12 protein-coding genes, 1 tRNA gene and 2 pseudogenes are annotated in these 17,300 nt (G+C 71.6%); 7 read left to right on the forward strand and 8 right to left on the reverse strand.

All coding sequences use genetic code 11. From position 1 onward, the window contains the following. The 4 genes and pseudogenes from ACH495_RS29460 to ACH495_RS29475 form a co-directional block, all read right to left on the reverse strand. Entirely contained in the window at positions 1-996 is a 996-nt protein-coding gene (locus ACH495_RS29460; protein ID WP_396860970.1) for an AAA family ATPase, read from the reverse strand. Between the two features lie 27 nt (positions 997-1,023). After that, the gene (locus ACH495_RS29465) at positions 1,024-3,651 is read right to left on the reverse strand and encodes a fibronectin type III domain-containing protein (protein WP_396860971.1); all 2,628 of its coding nucleotides are present in this window, start codon (positions 3,649-3,651) and stop codon (positions 1,024-1,026) included. Between the two features lie 145 nt (positions 3,652-3,796). Beyond that, entirely contained in the window at positions 3,797-4,687 is an 891-nt protein-coding gene (locus ACH495_RS29470) for a hypothetical protein (RefSeq protein ID WP_396861031.1), read from the reverse strand. Positions 4,688-6,394: 1,707 nt separating this feature from the next. After that, positions 6,395-6,568 (reverse strand): annotated as a pseudogene (locus ACH495_RS29475) (hypothetical protein); the annotation flags it as partial. 199 nt (positions 6,569-6,767) lie between these two features. Here ACH495_RS29475 and ACH495_RS29480 point away from each other — a divergent pair. The 3 genes from ACH495_RS29480 to ACH495_RS29490 all read left to right on the forward strand — a co-directional run bounded on the left by ACH495_RS29480 (position 6,768) and on the right by ACH495_RS29490 (position 8,466). Continuing rightward, positions 6,768-6,854 (forward strand) — tRNA-Leu (locus ACH495_RS29480). Positions 6,855-7,132: 278 nt separating this feature from the next. Next, entirely contained in the window at positions 7,133-7,468 is a 336-nt protein-coding gene (locus tag ACH495_RS29485) for a hypothetical protein (RefSeq protein WP_396860972.1), read from the forward strand. Continuing rightward, on the forward strand, positions 7,465-8,466 hold the full coding sequence (locus ACH495_RS29490) for a tyrosine-type recombinase/integrase (protein ID WP_396860973.1): 1,002 nt from the start codon (positions 7,465-7,467) through the stop codon (positions 8,464-8,466). Before ACH495_RS29485 ends, ACH495_RS29490 begins: the two co-directional genes overlap by 4 nt. Positions 8,467-8,507: 41 nt before the next feature. On the opposite strand, the gene ACH495_RS29495 is transcribed toward ACH495_RS29490, so the two are convergent. Together ACH495_RS29495 and ACH495_RS29500 are read right to left on the reverse strand one after the other, a co-directional pair. Further along, positions 8,508-9,209 carry a cation transporter gene (locus tag ACH495_RS29495; protein WP_396860974.1) on the reverse strand — a complete coding sequence of 234 codons (702 nt, stop codon included), beginning with the start codon at positions 9,207-9,209 and terminating at the stop codon, positions 8,508-8,510. Next, positions 9,200-9,544: an ArsR/SmtB family transcription factor gene (locus ACH495_RS29500; protein WP_396860975.1), complete on the reverse strand. Its 345-nt coding sequence runs from the start codon at positions 9,542-9,544 to the stop codon at positions 9,200-9,202. The genes ACH495_RS29495 and ACH495_RS29500 overlap by 10 nt, the downstream gene beginning before the upstream one ends. A 99-nt stretch (positions 9,545-9,643) precedes the next feature. On the opposite strand from ACH495_RS29500, the gene ACH495_RS29505 reads away from it, so the two are divergent. Next, a complete protein-coding gene (locus ACH495_RS29505) occupies positions 9,644-10,084 on the forward strand; it encodes a hypothetical protein (RefSeq protein WP_396860976.1) in 441 nt (146 codons plus the stop codon). A gap of 277 nt (positions 10,085-10,361) precedes the next feature. Here the strand turns inward: ACH495_RS29505 and ACH495_RS29510 are convergent, their stop codons facing one another. Continuing rightward, positions 10,362-10,697, reverse strand: a complete 336-nt coding sequence (locus tag ACH495_RS29510) for a hypothetical protein (protein ID WP_396860977.1) — start codon at positions 10,695-10,697, stop codon at positions 10,362-10,364. Positions 10,698-10,904: 207 nt separating this feature from the next. Between ACH495_RS29510 and ACH495_RS29515 the strand changes: the two genes are divergently transcribed. The 3 genes and pseudogenes from ACH495_RS29515 to ACH495_RS29525 form a co-directional block, all read left to right on the forward strand. Further along, positions 10,905-11,207, forward strand: coding sequence for a hypothetical protein (locus ACH495_RS29515; RefSeq protein WP_396860978.1), 303 nt, complete (start codon positions 10,905-10,907; stop codon positions 11,205-11,207). Next, complete coding sequence (locus tag ACH495_RS29520) at positions 11,197-12,267, forward strand: tyrosine-type recombinase/integrase (RefSeq protein ID WP_396860979.1); 1,071 nt, start codon at positions 11,197-11,199, stop codon at positions 12,265-12,267. Before ACH495_RS29515 ends, ACH495_RS29520 begins: the two co-directional genes overlap by 11 nt. A gap of 323 nt (positions 12,268-12,590) precedes the next feature. Next, positions 12,591-12,735: pseudogene (locus ACH495_RS29525) on the forward strand (IS5/IS1182 family transposase); the annotation flags it as partial. A gap of 106 nt (positions 12,736-12,841) precedes the next feature. Here ACH495_RS29525 and ACH495_RS29530 read toward each other — a convergent pair. Beyond that, positions 12,842-17,248 (reverse strand): FG-GAP-like repeat-containing protein, encoded by a 4,407-nt coding sequence (locus tag ACH495_RS29530; protein ID WP_396860980.1) that lies wholly within the window; start codon positions 17,246-17,248, stop codon positions 12,842-12,844. Positions 17,249-17,300: the final 52 nt, after the last annotated feature.

Genomic DNA, 17,300 nt, shown 5'->3' on the forward strand with positions numbered 1-17,300 from the left:
TCAGCCGTGCACCGGGGCGGGCTGGCCCGACGGCAGCGGCACCGGCACCGAGGCGACCGCCTGACGCAGCACCTCCGCCGGCGTGACGCCCCGCACCTGCGCGTCCGGGGTGAGCAGCAGCCGGTGCGCGAAGACCGGCTCGACAAGCGCCTTCAGGTCCTCCGGCATGATCCAGCCCCGCCCGTCGATCAGCGCGTACGCGCACGCCGCCCGCGTCAACGCGATCACCCCGCGCGGACTCACCCCGACCCGCACCTGCGGATGGGTACGGGTCGCCGCGGCCAGCCGCACCGCGTACGCGTACAGCGGCTCGGCGATGTGCACCCGCCGGGCCATCTGCACCATCTCGCCGACCGTGGCGGTGTCGGTGACCGCGGTCAGCGAGTCGGGGGAGCGGACCGTGGCGCCGCGCAGCACCTCCACCTCGACCGCCTCGTCCGGGTAGCCGACGGAGAGCTTCACCAGGAACCGGTCGAGCTGCGCCTCGGGCAGCCGGTAGGTGCCGTCCATCTCGACCGGGTTCTGCGTGGCCACCACCAGGAACGGCTGCGGCACCGGGTGGCGTACGCCGTCCACCGTGACGGTGCGCTCCTCCATCACCTCCAGCAGCGCCGACTGGGTCTTCGGCGAGGCCCGGTTGATCTCGTCGGCGATCACGATGTTCGCGAACACCGGCCCCGGGTGGAACTCGAAACCGCGGCTGGCCTGGTTGAAGATGGTCACCCCGGACACGTCCGAGGGCAGCAGGTCCGGGGTGAACTGGATCCGACGCCACTCACCCTTCACGGTGGCCGCCACCGCCCGCGCGAGCGTGGTCTTGCCGACCCCGGGCACGTCCTCCAGCAGCACGTGCCCCTGCGCGAACAGCGCGGTCAGCGCCAGCCGGACCACCTGCGGCTTGCCCAGCACGACCGCGTTGACGTTGTCGGCCAGCCGGGCGGCCAGGGCGGCGAAGCCCTGCACCTCCGGGTGGCTGAGCGGTTCGTGCGTGTTCACGCCGGTGCCTTTCGAAGAAGATCGCGGTCAGCAGGTGGGCAGCAGGTTGAGGTTGTCGCCGCCCTCCAGGTTGAGCCAGGCCCACGGGATGTAGGTGCGGCCCTCGTAGGCGACCTGGATCCACCAGTTGCTCTGCTTGTTCTTGTTGTAGATCCAGGCGTCCACGTTCTCGCCCTTCGCCTTGCAGTAGGTGCGCAGCCGGTGTCCGTCCGGCACCCAGCCCGCCTGGCGGTCGTCGTCCTGCTGGGTGACCTTGAAGATCTCGTTCCCGTTGCGGCCCGAGACGTCCTTGTCGCAGTACGTCCGCTGGTCGCCGTCCGGGCCGTTCTTGCAGGTGGCGATGCCGTAGAGCGGGTCGGTGGTCTGGGCGCGGGTGGCCGTGCCCTTGCCGGCCGCGTTGCTCGCGGTCAGCGTCACCGTGTACGCCGTGCCCGGCGTCAGACCGGTCACCCGCAGGCTGGAGCAGCTCCCGGTGGCGGACTTGCCGCCGGTCGCGGCCGTACAGGCAGCCTTTCCGCCGCCGGCGTCCACGGTGAACGTCACCGTCACCGACGTGGCGTCCGCCGACGAGCCGGTCACCGTGACCCGGGGCGCGGCCACGGTGCGCGCCGTGGTGGTGGCCTCCCCGCCGGCACCGGCCTCGTTGACGGCCTTCACCGTCACCGTGACGTTCTGGCCGTTGCCGAGCCCGCCCACGGTGGCCCGCACATCGGTCACCTCGACCGTCTTCCCGCCGGCCTCCACCACGTACTTCGTCACCGGGCGGCCGTTCTCCACCGCCGGCGACCACTGCACCGCGATCGTGCCGGGCTGGTCGGCCACCGTGGACGCGCGCAGCTCGGTCGGCGCCTTCGGCACGGTGAACGGCACCACCGTGTTGCTCACCGGCGACGCCTTCGAACCGGCGCCCTTCTCACTGACCGCGGTCACCGTGAACGCGTACTGGGTGCCGAACTCGAGTTGGCCGGCCGGCACCACCAGCTCCGTCTTCGGCGACTCGCCGGCCGGAGCGCTCGCACCGGCCGAGGTCGCGGTCACCGCGTACCGGGCGACCTTGTTGCCCTGCCCGTTCGCCGCCGGCCAGGTGACCAGCACGGTGCCGTCCGGTCGGGCCTCCGCGGTCACCGCGGTCGGCGGGTCCGGCACCTCGGCGGTGGGCACGACCGGGTTGCTGCGGCGCGCCGGCCCGTCGCCCTTGGCGTTCACCGCGTGCACCGAGAACGTGTACGTCTCGCCGTTGGTCAGGCCGGTGATCTCCAGTGCGCGCTGGTTGGCGCCCACCTGGTGGGTCTGACCGGCGCCCTCCACCACGTACCGGATGATCTCGGCGCCGTTGGACGCGGCGGCCTGCCAGCTCACCTGCGCCGACGCGTTGCCGGCAGCGGCCCGGACCGACTTCGGCGCGCCCGGCTTGCTCACCTTCGGCTTCTTCGGCGGGGGCGGAGGCGGGGGAACCGGCGGCGGGTCGCCGCCGAGCACGTCGTTGGCGTACTTGTCGACCTCGCGCACCCGGTTGTGGTCGTCGACCACCTGCGCCCTGGACGAGTCGGGCGGGTTGATGAACAGGTGGTTCTCGCGGACCTCCAGCTCCACCGGGCCCGGCCGGCCGGCGCCCTTGATCGTCTCCACCAGCTGCCCGCCGGCGTCGAACGAGTAGACCGTTCCGGTGCCCTCGTCGGCGACGTAGAACCGGCCCGCCCAGGCCACCGCCGGGCTGAGCCGGGCGCCCGCGCCGGGCACCGTGAACCGCTTCACCTCGGCGCCGTCGCGCACCACGTGCACCGACCGGTCACCCGGGACGGTGACCGGCACCTGCGGGCCGCTGGTCCGCGTCGGCAGGCTGCCCGGCGCGGTCATGGTCAGGCCGGCCCGTTGCGTCCGCCCACCGCTGACCGTCACCAGCGACGCGGAGGTGCGGTCCAGCACCGCCACCCCCTCGTCCAGCGTGGACACCACCAGCTCGTGCGCCGGCTCCGCCACCTCGTACGTCTCGACCCGCTTCGGGCTGAGCCCGGCGGCGGGCGCGTCACCCGGCGTGGCCGGCAGGTCGGCGGCGGTGACCGCCGAGACGGTGCCCTCGCTCGGCACCGCGATCCACAGCTTGCCCTCGCCGTCGAACGTCCCGCCGGTGATGCCCGGCGGGTAGCGGACCGGCTCGCCCACCGGCGTCAACGCCCGCGGGTCGAGCTGCCGGACGATGCCCTGCACCGCGTCCACCACGAACGCCTGGTCGTCGTGCAGCGCGACGCTCACCCCGAGCCCCGGCGCGGTCGGCGTGGTGGCGGTGATCTGCAGGGTGGCCAGATCCAGCGAGCTGACCTGACCGGTGTTGAGGTCACGCAGGATCAGCAGCCGGTCGGTCTGGGCGACCTGCATCTGGTGGCGCCGCCCGCCGGGCACCTCCATCCGGGTGTCCACCCGGGCGGTGATGCCGTTGACCCGGGCCAGCTCGCTGCGCGTGGTGCTCCACAGCCAGGACGACGAGTCGAAGTTGGCCACCGCGTTGTCGGCGGCGCCCAGCCCGAGCACCGTCAACCCCATCGCGGCCAGCAGCGCGGCCACGGTGCCGATGGTCACCAGCCCGCCGCGCATCCGCTTCCGAGGGCGGGCCGTCTCCGGCCCGGCGGTGCTCGTGACGTCCTCGATGGTGGTCACAGCCGGCTGCCTTCCCGCGTCGGTGGAGGAGGGCGGCGCCCGTGGTCGACCCTCCCCAGAGCCGGGAGCCATCATAGGGGCCGGCCGGGGCAGGTGAAACCCGTACCGTCCCGCTGTGGACACCGAGCGTGTCCCCGGTGGCCGGTCAGTTCGGCGTGGCGGCGCCCTCCCGGTCGGTGCACACCTGACCCGAGGTGGCGTAGGAGTCGGTCGAGTAGACCGCCAGCACGGTGAAGCAGTAGTCCAGCCGCGCGCTCAACCCGTTCACGGTGTACCGGGTCTGCCCGGCGTCCACGGTGGCCATCACCCCGAGCTTCTGGCCGGCCCGGCCCCCCGCCACCACGAACGGCACCCCGCCGTTCGTCGGGTCGGTCCAGGTCACCGTGATCGTGGTGGTGTCGTCCCGCAGCCGAAGGTCACCGGGGGGCGGGCCGGTGACCTTCGGTCTCACCGCGCTGGGCACGGGAGCGGGCGGCGCCGCGTCCCGGTTCAGCCACACCGCGCCACCGGCGACCGCCGCCACCACCGCGAGCACCGCGCCGCCGACCACCAGGGCCAGCACCGTCCGGTTGCGGCCGCGCGACTCCGGCTCCGCCATGCCCGGGTACGCGGCCGGCTGGTGGAACGCCGGCGGCACCGCCGGCCAGGAACCCTGCTCCGGGTACGCCGCCGGTTCCGACCGGGCCGGCTCCGGGAAGCCCAGCAGCCCGTCGTGGACCGGCAGCGACCGGCCCTCGTCCGGCACCTCGCCGTCGGCGTCCCGGTGCAGCTCCCCGGCGTGTTGGTGCAGCTCCCCGGCACCCCGGTGCTCCTCGGCCGGGCTCCGCTGCTCCCCGGTGACGCTCCGGTGCTCCTCGGCGGCGCTCCGGTGCACGTCGGTGGCGTCGAAGCTGTCCGGCGTCGGCTCGGGGTCGGTCGCGGCGGGCCCGGCGACCGGTTGCGACGGCGCCACACTGCTCCACGGCGGCGCGGTCATCCCCCACGGCGGCACCGGCGTGCCGCTGACGGGGGTGGCGCTGACGGGCATGCCGCTCATCGGCGCACCACTCACCGGGTACGCGCTCGAGGGCCCGCTCCCCGGGTGTGTGTGCGGCGGGTGCGCCCGGGACGGAGCGCCCGACGGATGTCCGCCCGGCAGGTGTTCGCCCGGCACTCCGCTCGTCGGTCGGGTGCTCATCGGCGGGCCGCTGACGGGCGTCCCACCACCGGGAGGCGTGGCCGCCGACGCTCCGCTCGCCGGGGTGACGGCGTCGGTCGAGCGTGCGGACGCGGCGGCCTGCCGCTCCGCCTCCTCGCGTAGCAACGGGCCGATCTGCTGCACCTGAATGGTCGGCTTGTCCCAGCCCGGGCCGGGCACCACCGGGCCGGATCCGGGCCCGCCCACCGCTGTCCCGGCCGACTCGTCCGGCCGGTGTGCCGGCGCGGCAGCGGGCGTCCCCGCCGAGGCGGGCGCCGGCGCCGGCGGCTCGGCCCCGGACGCCGCCGCCACGGGCGTTGCCGTTCTTGGTACGGGGTCGCCCTCGGAGGGGCGGGACCGTACCAAGATCTCGGGGGCGGCCGGTGCCTCCGGCATCGGTGCCGGGACGCGTGGCGCGGGCGGTACGGGTGCCACGGTGGACGCGGGTGGCGGTATCGCGGCTGCTTCCGTCCCGGGCGGCGGTGGCGGGGCGGCGGCCCCGGGGCCCGCCCACGGCGACGGCCGGCGAGGAGGGGGAATGACCGGCGGCGGCGGTAGCGGAGCGACGCCGGCGGTCGGCGCCGCCGGTTCGGGAGACGGGAGTACCGCGAACGGCGCTCGGGGCGGTACCGGCGTCACGCCGGGAGCGGGCGCTACCGGCGTCACCCGATGGCTCGGCGGGGCCGGTGGAGTTCCGTCGCTCCGCGGGACCGGTGGAGTTCCGTGGGTCGGCGGAGTGGGTGGAGTTCCCTGGCTCGGGGGGACCGGTGGAGTTCCGCGGCTCGGCAGGGTGGATGGAGCCCCCTGGCCCAGCGGGATCGGTGGAGTTCCGTGGCTCAGCGGGACCGGTGGAACGCCGGCGTGGGACGGAACGGGTGCAGGCACCGGGCCGGGTGGGGTCGGCGTCGCCGACGGGCCCGGCCGGGGCGGCGGGGGTGCCCAAGGGCTTGCCGGACGGTCCGCCCCGGCGGGCGGGAACGAGGCCGGGACCACCGGCGGTGGCGGCAGCAGGGCCGGCCCCGGCGCGGACCGGGGCGGCGGTGGCGGTGGTGGACCGCCGTGCGGCCCGGGGCCGGACCCCGGTCCGGATGCCCGGGCGGTCGGGGCCGGCGGCGGTGCCCATTCGGCACCGGGCACCGGTGTCACGCCGGGTGGTGCGGCGACGGCGGGTGGCGGCGGGGCGGGCCGGGAAGGGTACGACGGCGCGACCTCCGGCAGCGACACGGTGGGCCCGGACCGCGCCGGATCGGGGTGCCGGCCGGCAGCGGCGGCGGAGCCGCCGAGGGGTGGGCCCTGACCGGCGGGAGCGGCGGCGGAGCCGCCGAGGTAGTGGCGGGCCGCGCGTACCGCCGGGTGGTCCGGACCGAGCACGGCGGGCCCGGCGGTGGCCACGCGGCCGTAGTTGCGGCGGGCCTCGTGCCGGTTGCCCAGCTCCTCCGCCACGCCGGCGAGGTCGAAGCTGAGCGCGAGCATCAGCGGGTCGGCGTCGCCGCGGCGACGCTCACCGGCCGCGTACGCCTCCTCGAGCACCCGGCGGGCGGCGGCCGGGTCGTCGGCCTCCCGGTGCAGCCGAGCCAGCAGATGACCGGTGGCCAGCACATCCTGGTGGTCCTCGCCGTACGCCGGACGGGCCGCGGAGATCGCGTCGGCGAGCAGGCGGCGGGCGCCGGTCAGGTCGCCGGCGGCGCGAAGCGCCAGGGCCTGGTGTTGCGCGGCGGTCAGCGGGGAGGGGTGGGACACGTGAGCAATGCTGCCCGGAATCGCCGGTTGCGCGCTACCCGCTCGGCGTTCGGTGGCGCTGACCTGCGAAGACGTGCGGCACCGGAGGTGATGTGCATGATCGTTTCGAGCCGTGTACAGTAATGCCCCGTGCGGCCCTCGGGGCCGGCCGAACCGGTGCGAAGGTCACCGCGGCCGACCAGGTAGGCTGGACGTGCAGGTCCGGGTGGCGGAATGGCAGACGCGCTAGCTTGAGGTGCTAGTGCCCGTATAGGGCGTGGGGGTTCAAGTCCCCCCTCGGACACCACTACGTGTGGAGATCCACGCGAGATCAACTCTCCTCGCGTGGGAATGCGAACCGCTGCGTTTCATTTGTGCCCCCGGACGTCGGGAGTGGCGTCCCCCTGCGCTGACACCGTTGCGACCGCCCTGGCGGGGGCCTCGGTGAGATCTGGCCGCCCGCGTCCCCGCCGGCCCAACGAGCAGCTCGTCGAAGCGCTCATTCCCACCCCACTGCCGGTCGCAGCGCCGGAGCCGGCGCCGCTGCCGACATTGCCCGCGCCCACCGCTCGTGACGGCGACGGCGTGCTGTTCGACGTAGCTCGCCCCGACGCCGCCGGCCGGGTCACCGCTCGCGCACTGCTGCGGGCCTTGGGTTGGACACCGGGCCTCGCGCTGCACGTCGACGTCGTGACCGGCGCCATCCTCATCACCCCGGCCGCGCACGGTGCGCATGTCGTGGGCACCCGCGAGGAACTGCCGCTGTCGGCCGCCGCCCGCCACCTGTGCGGCATCGCCCCCGGCGAACCCGTGCTCCTGGCTGCCCTGCCCCGCCGCAACCGCATTGTCGTGCACCCCTCACACACCATCACCGCGGTCTTGGCCGATTTGCATGCCCGCATCCTCGGAGAGCCCTCATGACCACGGATCCCGATCGTGTCGCCACCGCCCGAGCGCTGCTGGAGCACCTCGGCCTCACCGCCGCCGACCTCACCGGCACCGACGCGCCGGCCGTGCCGACGGTCGCCGAGTACCTTCCTGCTGTCGTCGCCGCGGCGAGCCCGAGCACCCGACGCACCTACGGCAGCTCCTGGCGACGCATGGCAGCCGCCCTCGGCGATCGGCGCATCGACGCGGTGCGCGCCAGCGACCTCGAAGCCCTCATCCGACAGGCCGTGGTTGGCGCCCGCCCTCGCCGCAACTCCCGAAACGGCCGGCACGCCGGCGAGCACCTCATCGCCGCAGCCCGCGCCTTCTACAACCGCGCCATCGCCGACGGGTACCTGACCGCAGTGGACAGCCCCGCCCACCGGGTCCGCAAACCCCGCCGGCTGCCCAACACCCGCCGCGCCCTCACCCCCGACGAAGTGTCCGACATCAACGCCGCCGCCCGCAGCGGCGGCAACGACACCGTGCTCGACGCACTGCTGCTGCGCCTGCACACCGAAACGGCATGCCGACGCGGCGGCGCTCTCGCGCTACGCCGGATCGACCTGGACACCGACCACGCGCTGATCCGCCTGTGCGAGAAGGGCGGCACGCAACGCTGGCAGCCCATCACCCCGATGCTCGCCGAGCGCCTCGCCGACCACGCCCGGGCCCGAGGAGCCGCCGCACCAGCCGATGCACTCCTGCGCTACCGCAACGGCCAACCCGCCACCTACCGCCGCTACGACCTGCTCTGGGCCCGCATCGGCCGACAGCTACCGTGGGTCGCCGCCCAGGGCATCACCACCCACTGGCTGCGCCACACCACCCTCACCTGGGTCGAGCGCCACTTCGGCTACGGTGTGGCCCGCGCCTACGCCGGACACACCGACCGCCGCGGACCCGCCACCACCACCTACATCAAAGCCGACCTGCAGGCCGTCTCCGCCGCCCTGGCCGCCCTCACCGGCCAACCTCATCCGCTGGCGTAGCACCCACCAGGGCGGGTCGCGAGAGTGGGGAAAGGCTGACGTTAGCCGCTGCAGCAGCCATCGGCGCAGCCGCCGGTGGTCGGGGTCGCGCTCCGCGCGGTGGTCGGGGCGCAGCAGGCGTCGCCGCGCCAGGCGTCCCGGCCTTCCTTGACGGCGACGGCGGCGATGACGAGGGCGGCGGCGGGATCGGCCCACCACCAGCCGAACAGTGAGTTGACGGCGAGACCGGCCAGCAGGACGGCGGACAGGTAGGTGCAGAGCAGGGTCTGCTTGGAGTCGGCGACGGCGGAGGCGGAGCCGAGTTCACGGCCGGCGCGTCGTTGGGCGGCCGAGAGCAGGGGCATGATCGCCAGGGAGACCGCAGCGAGAACGAGGCCGACGCTGGAGTGCTCGGCGCGGTCGCCGCCGATGAGGGCGCGCGCGGATTCGACGGTGACGTAGGCGGCGAGGGCGCAGAACGAGGCCGCGATGAGGCGCAGGGAGGTGCGTTCGCGGCGTTCGGGATCGGCGCCGGAGAACTGCCAGGCCACCGCGGCGGCGGAGGACACCTCGATGACCGAGTCGAGGCCGAAGCCGATCAGGGCGGTCGAGGACGCGCGGGTGCCGGCGGTGATCGCGATGATCGCCTCGATCACGTTGTAGGTGATGGTGGCGGCCACGAACAGGCGGATCCGGCGGGTGAGCACGGCGCGCCGGGCGGTCGTCGGCGCGAGGGACAGGGGTGTCGTGGTCATCAGCAGCATCCGTCGCGGTCGGCGGTGGGGCAGGCGGCGGGGTCGACGGCGACGACGAGGCCGAGCAGGTCACCCAGGGCGTGTGCGAGGCGGGAGTCGGCGAGTTCGTAGCGGTTGCGTCGGCCCTCGGGCACGGCGACGACGAGGCCGCAGCCGCGCAGGCAGGCCAGATGGTTGGAGAGGTTCTGCCGGCTGGTGCCGAGGGTGTCGGCGAGCTCGGCCGGGTAGCCGGGACCGTCGCGCAGGGCGAGCAGGAGCCGGGCGCGGACCGGGTCGGACAGGGCATGGCCGAAGCGGGCGAGGATCTGCCCGTGGGTCAACGTCTGCACCCCGAGACGATACATCAGGTCCTGAATTCATCTGTAGCTGTACTGTCTGGGTGGTGCCGTACCGCCGGTGACACCGGCGATGTCAGCCAAGAGCAGGTGTCGTAGTCTGCGCTGGTGACGTGGGTTCGACCGGCTGGTGCGATGCGCGGCTACCGCGGTGTCGCGGTGGCGGTCGTCGTCGCGGCGGTGGTGTTCCTGCACGCGCTGCAGTGCGCCACCGGAGCCGACGCGTCGGCGCCCGGCGTGGCGACGGCCCCGGCCGCTGTCGCCGTATCCTCCGGCGACGTCTCCGCCGCCGCGGTCGCGGCGGCTGTCATCGACGGGGTCGACTCGGTGCGGACGGCTCTCGCCGACGGGCATCACCCGCCCCTCGATGGCGGGGGTGTGGCGGTGACCGCGTGCCTGTTGCTGCTCGTGCTCGCCGTCGCGGCGCTGGTGTGGACGTTGCGGCGCTGGCTCGGGTGCGTGCGCGCCGGTCGCGGGTCGCCTCGTGCTCCGGCCACGCCGCTGACGGCGGTGCGGCTGTTGTCTCTGCTGTGCGTGTCGAGGGTGTAGGGCGGGTCGCTGTCGCGAGCCCGTGGCGTGCGCAGCCGTTCTGTGTCACTGCCGGCTGAACAGCCGCTGCGGGCGTCCGTCCCCGTCGAGTCCTGACCGGCCTGATCCTGACCGCGGCCGTCGTGCGGCGGCTCGGCTGTTTCTTCGTCAGGCTTCGAGGCTGCCATGGGCAACACCGTCATCGTCGTCCGCGCCGCGTGCGGACCCGTCGGCGACGTGCCGCCGGCGCGATGTGCCGGGTCGCGCGGGGACTGTCGGGGCGTGTCGCGCCGAGGCGTCACGCGGTGGTGTCGGCTCCGCCGGCGACGGTGGCTGCGGCAGGCGGTGCGGCCGTGTCGCGGGGCGGGGCGGCCGGGGACAGCAGCCGGGCGAACAGTTGGGCAGTGCGGGCGCCGGCCATCCCGGTGCCGCTGAAACGGTGGGTCGACCCGGCGACGTGGGTCACGGTGACGGTGATCCGCCCGCCGGCCTGCTCGCTGCGGGCCGCGGCGATGTCGGCGACGCCGATGGCGTCGGCCGGGTGGCGTTCGGCCCGGCGCAGGCCGGTCGCGATTCCATGCCCGCAGAGGTCGGGGGACCGGAGGAGGTCCCCGGACGAGCGGTTCCTCGTCACGTGCTATGCGAACGCAGTTGTTCGGCCATGACACGTTCGCTCCAGCCGAAAGAACACCTCGTCGGTCCACTCGTACCTGCTGTCCTACCCGTGCGTTCGGTTCCAAGTCCGCTGCCGATGCCGGCTCTTCCTGCCCGAGTCTGTCCGTCGGCGATCACCGGCGCGGCCCCGTTGCTGTGGATGGCTCGTCCGGCACGCTGTGGCCGGGTGAGCGCGCAGCACCTTCTGCGCGCACTGGGCTGGCCCCCGTCCCACCGCCTCGACATTCAGCCGGGTCACGGCATGCTCGTCATGCGATCGGCCAGCGACGGCCGCCACCAGGTGGGCAGCCGAGGAGACCTGCCCTTGCCGGCGAATGCCCGGCAACTGTGCCGCATCGAGCCCGGTCAGCCCGTGCTGCTCGCGGCCATCGTCACGCATGAGCTGCTCGTGGTGCATCCCGTCAGCACCGTCGTACGCCTGCTTGCCGACCTGCACACCCACCTGCCGGCAGCCGGCGATGACTGCTGACCCCGCCGCCGTCGCTGCCGCTCGCCAGGTTCTGGCTCACCTGGGCGTCACGGTGACCGATCTGCAAGCGCACCCCGTGACGCCGGCCGTTTTGCCGACGGTCGCCGAGTACCTGCCCCGTGTTATCGCCGCTGCCGGGCCCGGAGCACGCCGCACCTACGGCACCTACTGGAACCGGATGGCCGCCGCGTGGCCCGAGCGGCCCTTGGACACCATCACCGCAAGCGACGTCGAGGCCCTGAAACAGGCGATGATCGCCAGCGCCCTGACGCGGCGCAACAGCCGCAACGGCCGGCACGCCGGTGAGCACGCCATCGCCGCCGCCCGCGCCTACTACCGATGCGCCATCGCCGACGGACTGATCGACGCCTCTGCCAGCCCCGCGCACCGCGTCGCGAAACCCCGACGCCTACCCGGCACCCGCCGCGCGCTGACCGCACACGAGTTGAAGGAGATCAACGTGGTAGCGCGCACCAGCGGGCACGACGTCATCCTGGACGCGCTGCTCCTGCGCCTGCACACCGAGACCGCGTGCCGCCGCGGCGGTGCCCTGGCCCTACGGCTGGTCGACCTTGATACCACCAACGGACTCGTCCGCCTCACCGAGAAAGGATCCACTGTCCGCTGGCAGCCCATCACCCTCGACCTCGCCGGACACCTGCGGGAGCATGCCGACGCCCGCGGCGCGGTCCTGCCGGCCGATCCGCTCCTGCGCGCACGCAACGGCCAACCGATCACCAGCCGCCGCTACGACCACCTGTGGCAACGCTTGGGCGCGCGCCTGCCCTGGGTGGCCGTGCACGGCATCTCGACCCACTGGCTGCGCCACACCACGCTGACCTGGGTGGAACGGCACTTCGGCTACGGCATTGCTCGCGCCTACGCCGGACACACCGACAGCCCCGGTTCCTCTACCACCACCTACATCAAGGCCGATCTGCACGACGTCGCCAACGCGCTGTCCGCCATGACCAACCAGCCCCATCCACTGGCCAGGGTGGCAGATCACGGCGGTGCGGGGTCGCCGGTGAACCACGTCGCGTGGCCCACGTCCGAGTAGGGGCCAGTAGCCGCGTGCGGTGCCGGGCGAACCAGCTCCGACCGCACCGCACCGCACGCGGCGAGGCGGTCGGACCGGCCGTGCAACCGCAGCGCGACCTCCGCTCTGCTTCCCCTCGTTACCTCTGACCGCAGATACCTACTTACGTCGGACAACGATCGTGAGGTTGACGGTACCGCTCGAACTGCCAACCCCCGCCCTTGGCTATACCGCCTAGCGGATGACCGTCAGGAACGGTGTCGACGAAGTGTCGTTTTCTACTTGGAGTCGAACGGACCTAGCCGCGCCTTTGAACCACCTAGCCGACCTCATCCGTGCCGACGCAGACCGTCAACCGGCGCCACGCCAAGATCCGCGCCGTCGGCGAGCGCGCTGCCGTCACCCTCAAGGGCTGGAAAATCCTGGCCGAGCTCCGGCTGCCCCCGACGCGCCACCGCGATCATCAAGGCCATCCTCGCCCTATATCATGGCCCGACCCAGCCAAGACCCACCATGAAAGGCGCTCAATGGATTAGGCGGAAGATCCGGTGCCTCGATCTTTACCTCGAGACACCGGACCGATTTCCTGGTTGTCTTAGCCGATATTCTTGACCACGGTGGTATTCCAATCGCTGGCCACCTGGAATCGGGTGCCCCAGTTGATGGTGCTCATGCCTGGGTACACCCATGCTTGGCCGGTTGACGCTGCGGCGACGGCGTCGGGAAGCCCGTCGCTGTTGATGTCTGCTATGGCTACCCGGAGAGAGTCCCAGCCGATGCCGATCTGCTTCCGCGTCCCGAGCATGGCGTGTCCTGCTTGTCCGGTGTTCGGGTAGTACCACATGTATCCGGCTGGGTCGATGGCGATGAGGTCGTCGAGACCGTCGCGGTTGAAGTCGGCGGGGTAGATGCGGTAGTTCGACCAGCCGGTGTCGTCTACTTGTACCTTGCAGCAGCCGTTGGGGTAGTAGAACAGCTCGCCGGTCGAGTTTTTGATGCCGAAGTGGTCGGGTCGTGGTGAGGTGTTGGCGTTGGCTGAGGCGTGGGTGTAGTCGTTCCAGCCGACGCCGAGTTGTTTGCGGCGTCCGGAGCTGGGTGCGCCGTTGACGTTCGGGTACGCCCACAGGTTCCCGATGGTGTCGATCATCATGACGTCGGCGAGGCCGTCTTGGGTCCAGTCGTGGATGTCCCATCGTAGGCTGCCCCAGCCGTTGCCGATCTTGACGGGTGCGGCGAAAGTGGCCATGCCGGTGCCGCCGGTGTTGGCGCGGAGGTGGAGGTTGCCGGACGAGTCCGCGGTGACGAGGTCCGGTTTGCCGTCGCCGGTCAGGTCGTGGGGGGCGGGTGTCGGGTTGAGGGCGACCGAGGTCCAGGTCTGGATCGTGGAGAGTTGGCCGTTGAAGTAGCTGCCGATTGTGCTGGTTCCGGTTCGTGTGCTGCCGAATCGCATGCTCCGGTCGGCGTTCCAGGTGGTGGAGTGTGCCGCCGAGCCGACGTTGCGTCCGTTGATGTAGAGGTACATGCTGCTGAGGTTTCCGCTGGCGGGCTTGTAGGTGATCGTCAGCTCTGTCCAGACGCCTAGCCGGACGGTGTTGGCGCCGCTGCTGATTGTGTCCCAGGCTGGGTTGACGACGTCGCTGCGGGACATGGCGAATCGCCAGGAGTTGTCACTCGCCTCCGCCCAGAGCTTGAAGCCTGCGGTGTTGACGCCGTCCTGGGAGAGGACGGTGCCGCCTGCGGCGTCGGGCTTCGCCCAGACCGAGAGGGAGAACTCGCCGTTGGTGGGCACCGCTGAAGACGGCGTGGTCAGGGTGCTGTTGAGTCCGTCGAGGTCGATGCTGGGGTCGAAGAGGTCACCGGAGTGCCAGGTCGCAGCTCCGCTGCCTGTCGCGGCGAGTGTTCCGACTGCGTCCTCTGCGGGCAGGCTGCTGACCGGTCCTTCGGTTGCCTCGCCGAGGTGCCAGGCGTGGTTGGCGGTGAGGATCTGTCGGTCTGTGTCGGCGGTGATGGTTCCGGTGGTGCCGGCGAGGCTGGTCAGGCGCCACACCTTCGTTACGCCGCCGTCGCCGATTGTCCAGAGGTCGGGGAGTCCGTCGTTGGTGATGTCGGCGGCCCGGAGGCGTACGACGGCGGTCTTGTTCCAGTCGGCTGCGGCGATCGTGTAGGGGGTGTAGGTCATCTGGCCGTTGTCGATGTCGATGCTGAGGTCGGTCCAGAGGTGCAGGGCCCCTGTGCTGGGTTTCCAGAGGAACATGGCGGTGCTGGTGCCCGTGCTGGTGGTGGTTTGCGCGGTGGTGATGGTCCAGTTGTTCCAGTCGGTGTTGCCGTCGGGTGTGGTTGCGGAGGTGCGGGTGACCTGTTGGAAGGCGCCGGGTGCTACCGACGGGTAGTAGGTGAGGTAGTAGCCGAGGTTGTTGCCGCTGATGCCGATGAGATCGTGGCGCGACGATCCGGTGTGGCGGGCGTCGCCGGCGCTGGCCACCTGCAGGGGGGACTGTCCGGATTCGTCGGTGAGGTCTTCCCGCTGGATCGTGTACTGAGTGTCGTCGGCGGACGGTTGGATGACGGACCCGTCACCGTTGGTGCGAAGGACTGTGCCGCCGCCGGCGAAGGGTCCGGAGGGGTAGTAGACGAGAACGTCTTGCAGCGCGTAGTCGGAGAACTGGCCGGTGATGGCTTGAGCGCCGTTGTAATCCTTTGATGACCCGGGTTTTGTCAGCCCGTTGCCCTTGGCGCCGATATTGGTAGCGGGCGCGGCGGGACCGTCGGAGCCGCCTTCGGTGAGCCAGAGCCCTGGTGGCAGGCCGTTGACACTGCCGGTGGCCAGGAGGTCGGGAACGTCGTCACCGGTCATGTCGCCGTCAGCCGCGGTGATGGTGGGATCCGCGTTGAAGGTGACGCTCTCGGAGTCACCGATGTTGCCTCCGGGGGAGAGGCTGGTGACTGTCACGGTGTTGGTGTAGCGGGTAGGCAGGATCGACACGGTGGTCCCACCGGCGCCGGCGTTGGGCACCTGGACCGGCGCGCCGGCGTTGAGTTGGTAGAGGTAACCGCTCGGGGTGGTGCCGCCGGCTGCGGTGATGGTGAAGGTCGTCGGCTGGCCGAGGATGGCGCCCTGGGGCTTGCTCACCTCAGGATGGCCGGGGCGGGTGGGGTCGAAGTTGAAGGTGCAGGTGTCCGACCAGTCGCTGGGGGTGCGGAAGTCCGTTGCCTGGACCCGCCAGGTGAAGGCGGTGACCGTGCCCGTGCCCGGACCGGTGTAGCCGGCGTACTGGCGCAGCGTGGCCTGTGGGACGACGAGCACCGAGGTGGCGCCCGAGGCCGAAGTCAGCAGGTTCGGGTTGGACGTGGCCACGACCGCACCGTCGCTCTTGCGGGTGACCCGGAAGGAAACCCCGAGGACGCCACCGTTGCGGTCGGAAACCGGCGCGTAGAGCGACACCGACGCGTCACCGACGGTGGATCCTCCGGCGCAGGCGGTCCTTGGTGAGGTGGTCAAGCCGGCGGGCTTGTTCGGCTTGTGGTTGTACTCGATCTCGAGTATCGGGCTCGTCTCCGAGAATTCCTTCCAGCTCTCCGCATCGCTGGCCTCGTTCGCCGCCTTCATCCACAGGGTACGGGTCTTATGGCTGCTGCTGACGTCGCGTTGGATCTGCGTCTTGACGTCGAAGGAGACGCCGTTGGCTCCGCAGCCGGTGTATCCGTACGCGAAGCTCTTGGAGGCGGCCAATGGGCCGCCGCTTTGGCCTTCCCAGTAATTCCAGGTGGCATTGCTGCTGCTCAACACGGTGTCGGGTGCGTAGACGTTGACCTGCTTGTCGTCGCAGCTATAAGATCGTGTATTTGTGATCTTGAAGTAGGCCGAATTGATTTCGGCGTTCGTCAGGGTGCTGATCGGTACCGTGAAGTTGATCAAGGTGTTGGACCGCTGTACCCCCGAGTTGCCTACCTGCATTCGGTCGTACGGGTCCGGGGTGTTCATCCAGTAGTTCGTGGACTGGTGCTGATAGGAGATGCTGGCCCAGCCTCCTCGGCTGGATCCGGCCGGCGACCAGGTGAAGGTCGGATCAATATAGACCGGGTATTTGGTCTTCGCGCTGGTCAGCAGGTCTTGGTCGGGTGTCAGGCGCAGCTGCCGGTCCCGCAGCCGCACTTTGATCGGCGCGGTACGTGCCGCTCGTCCGGGCATGGCGGTGGTGCTGGACGACAGTCCGCTGCGCGCGGCGGACTTTGAGACGGGTCCCGAACTGGAGTCCCACATGAGGGGCGCAGGGGCGGAAAGAACGGTCGCTCCGGAGCGGTCCCGTCCGGCGATGTTGCCGGCGGCATCGATGTCGAGAGTGAAACCAGTCGCCTGGGTATCGAGCTCGAGGGTGGCCAAGGCGGGATCTGCTGCGGCTTCTGGAGTGCGGACGACGAATACGTGGGAGAAGCCGCCGTTGCGGCTCACCGTGGCGACCAGGTCGACGTCCGGAAGCACGTTGCGGTAGGTGGCCGTGTCACCGGACAGGGTTGGTGGGGGCAGCGGCATCGGCGCTGCGACGGTGAAGACGCGATCACCGGACACGAGCGTGGCCAGCGGGGCCTCTCCACCCGGGGACAGCTTCACCTCGTTGGTCGTCACACTTGAGGTGATAGTGCCGTTCGGCTGTTGGGCCAACGTCGCGTCCAGGGCCTTCCAGGCACCGTCGACCCTCTTGCGGGTGGCCAAAGCGTGCTGCGTCAGGCGAATCTGACCGTCGGGCAGGGCCGTGACTACCGAGGAGGAGGTGCCAGCGGCGGTTGCCTCCACCGACTGGCCGGTCCGACGCGCCTCTGTCAGCGCTTCCTCGACATCGAGGGAAGTGCCGGTGGCGGTTACCGGTCGGATGGCTCCGGCGTAGCCGTCCGCAGCAGCGACGGCGGTCGTGCCGGGCAGGACGGCGACGGCGGTGACGATCGTGGTGACCGCTGCTGCGAGCGGGACGGTCCTCGGTCGGTGTGGTGGCCGGGTTGCGGGCATGGTGAGGTGCTCCCCGTGTCGAGGGACGTGGCGGATGCGCGTCCGATAGCCG

The sequence above is a fragment of the Micromonospora sp. NPDC018662 genome (assembly GCF_044391475.1).
Lineage (GTDB): Bacteria > Actinomycetota > Actinomycetes > Mycobacteriales > Micromonosporaceae > Micromonospora.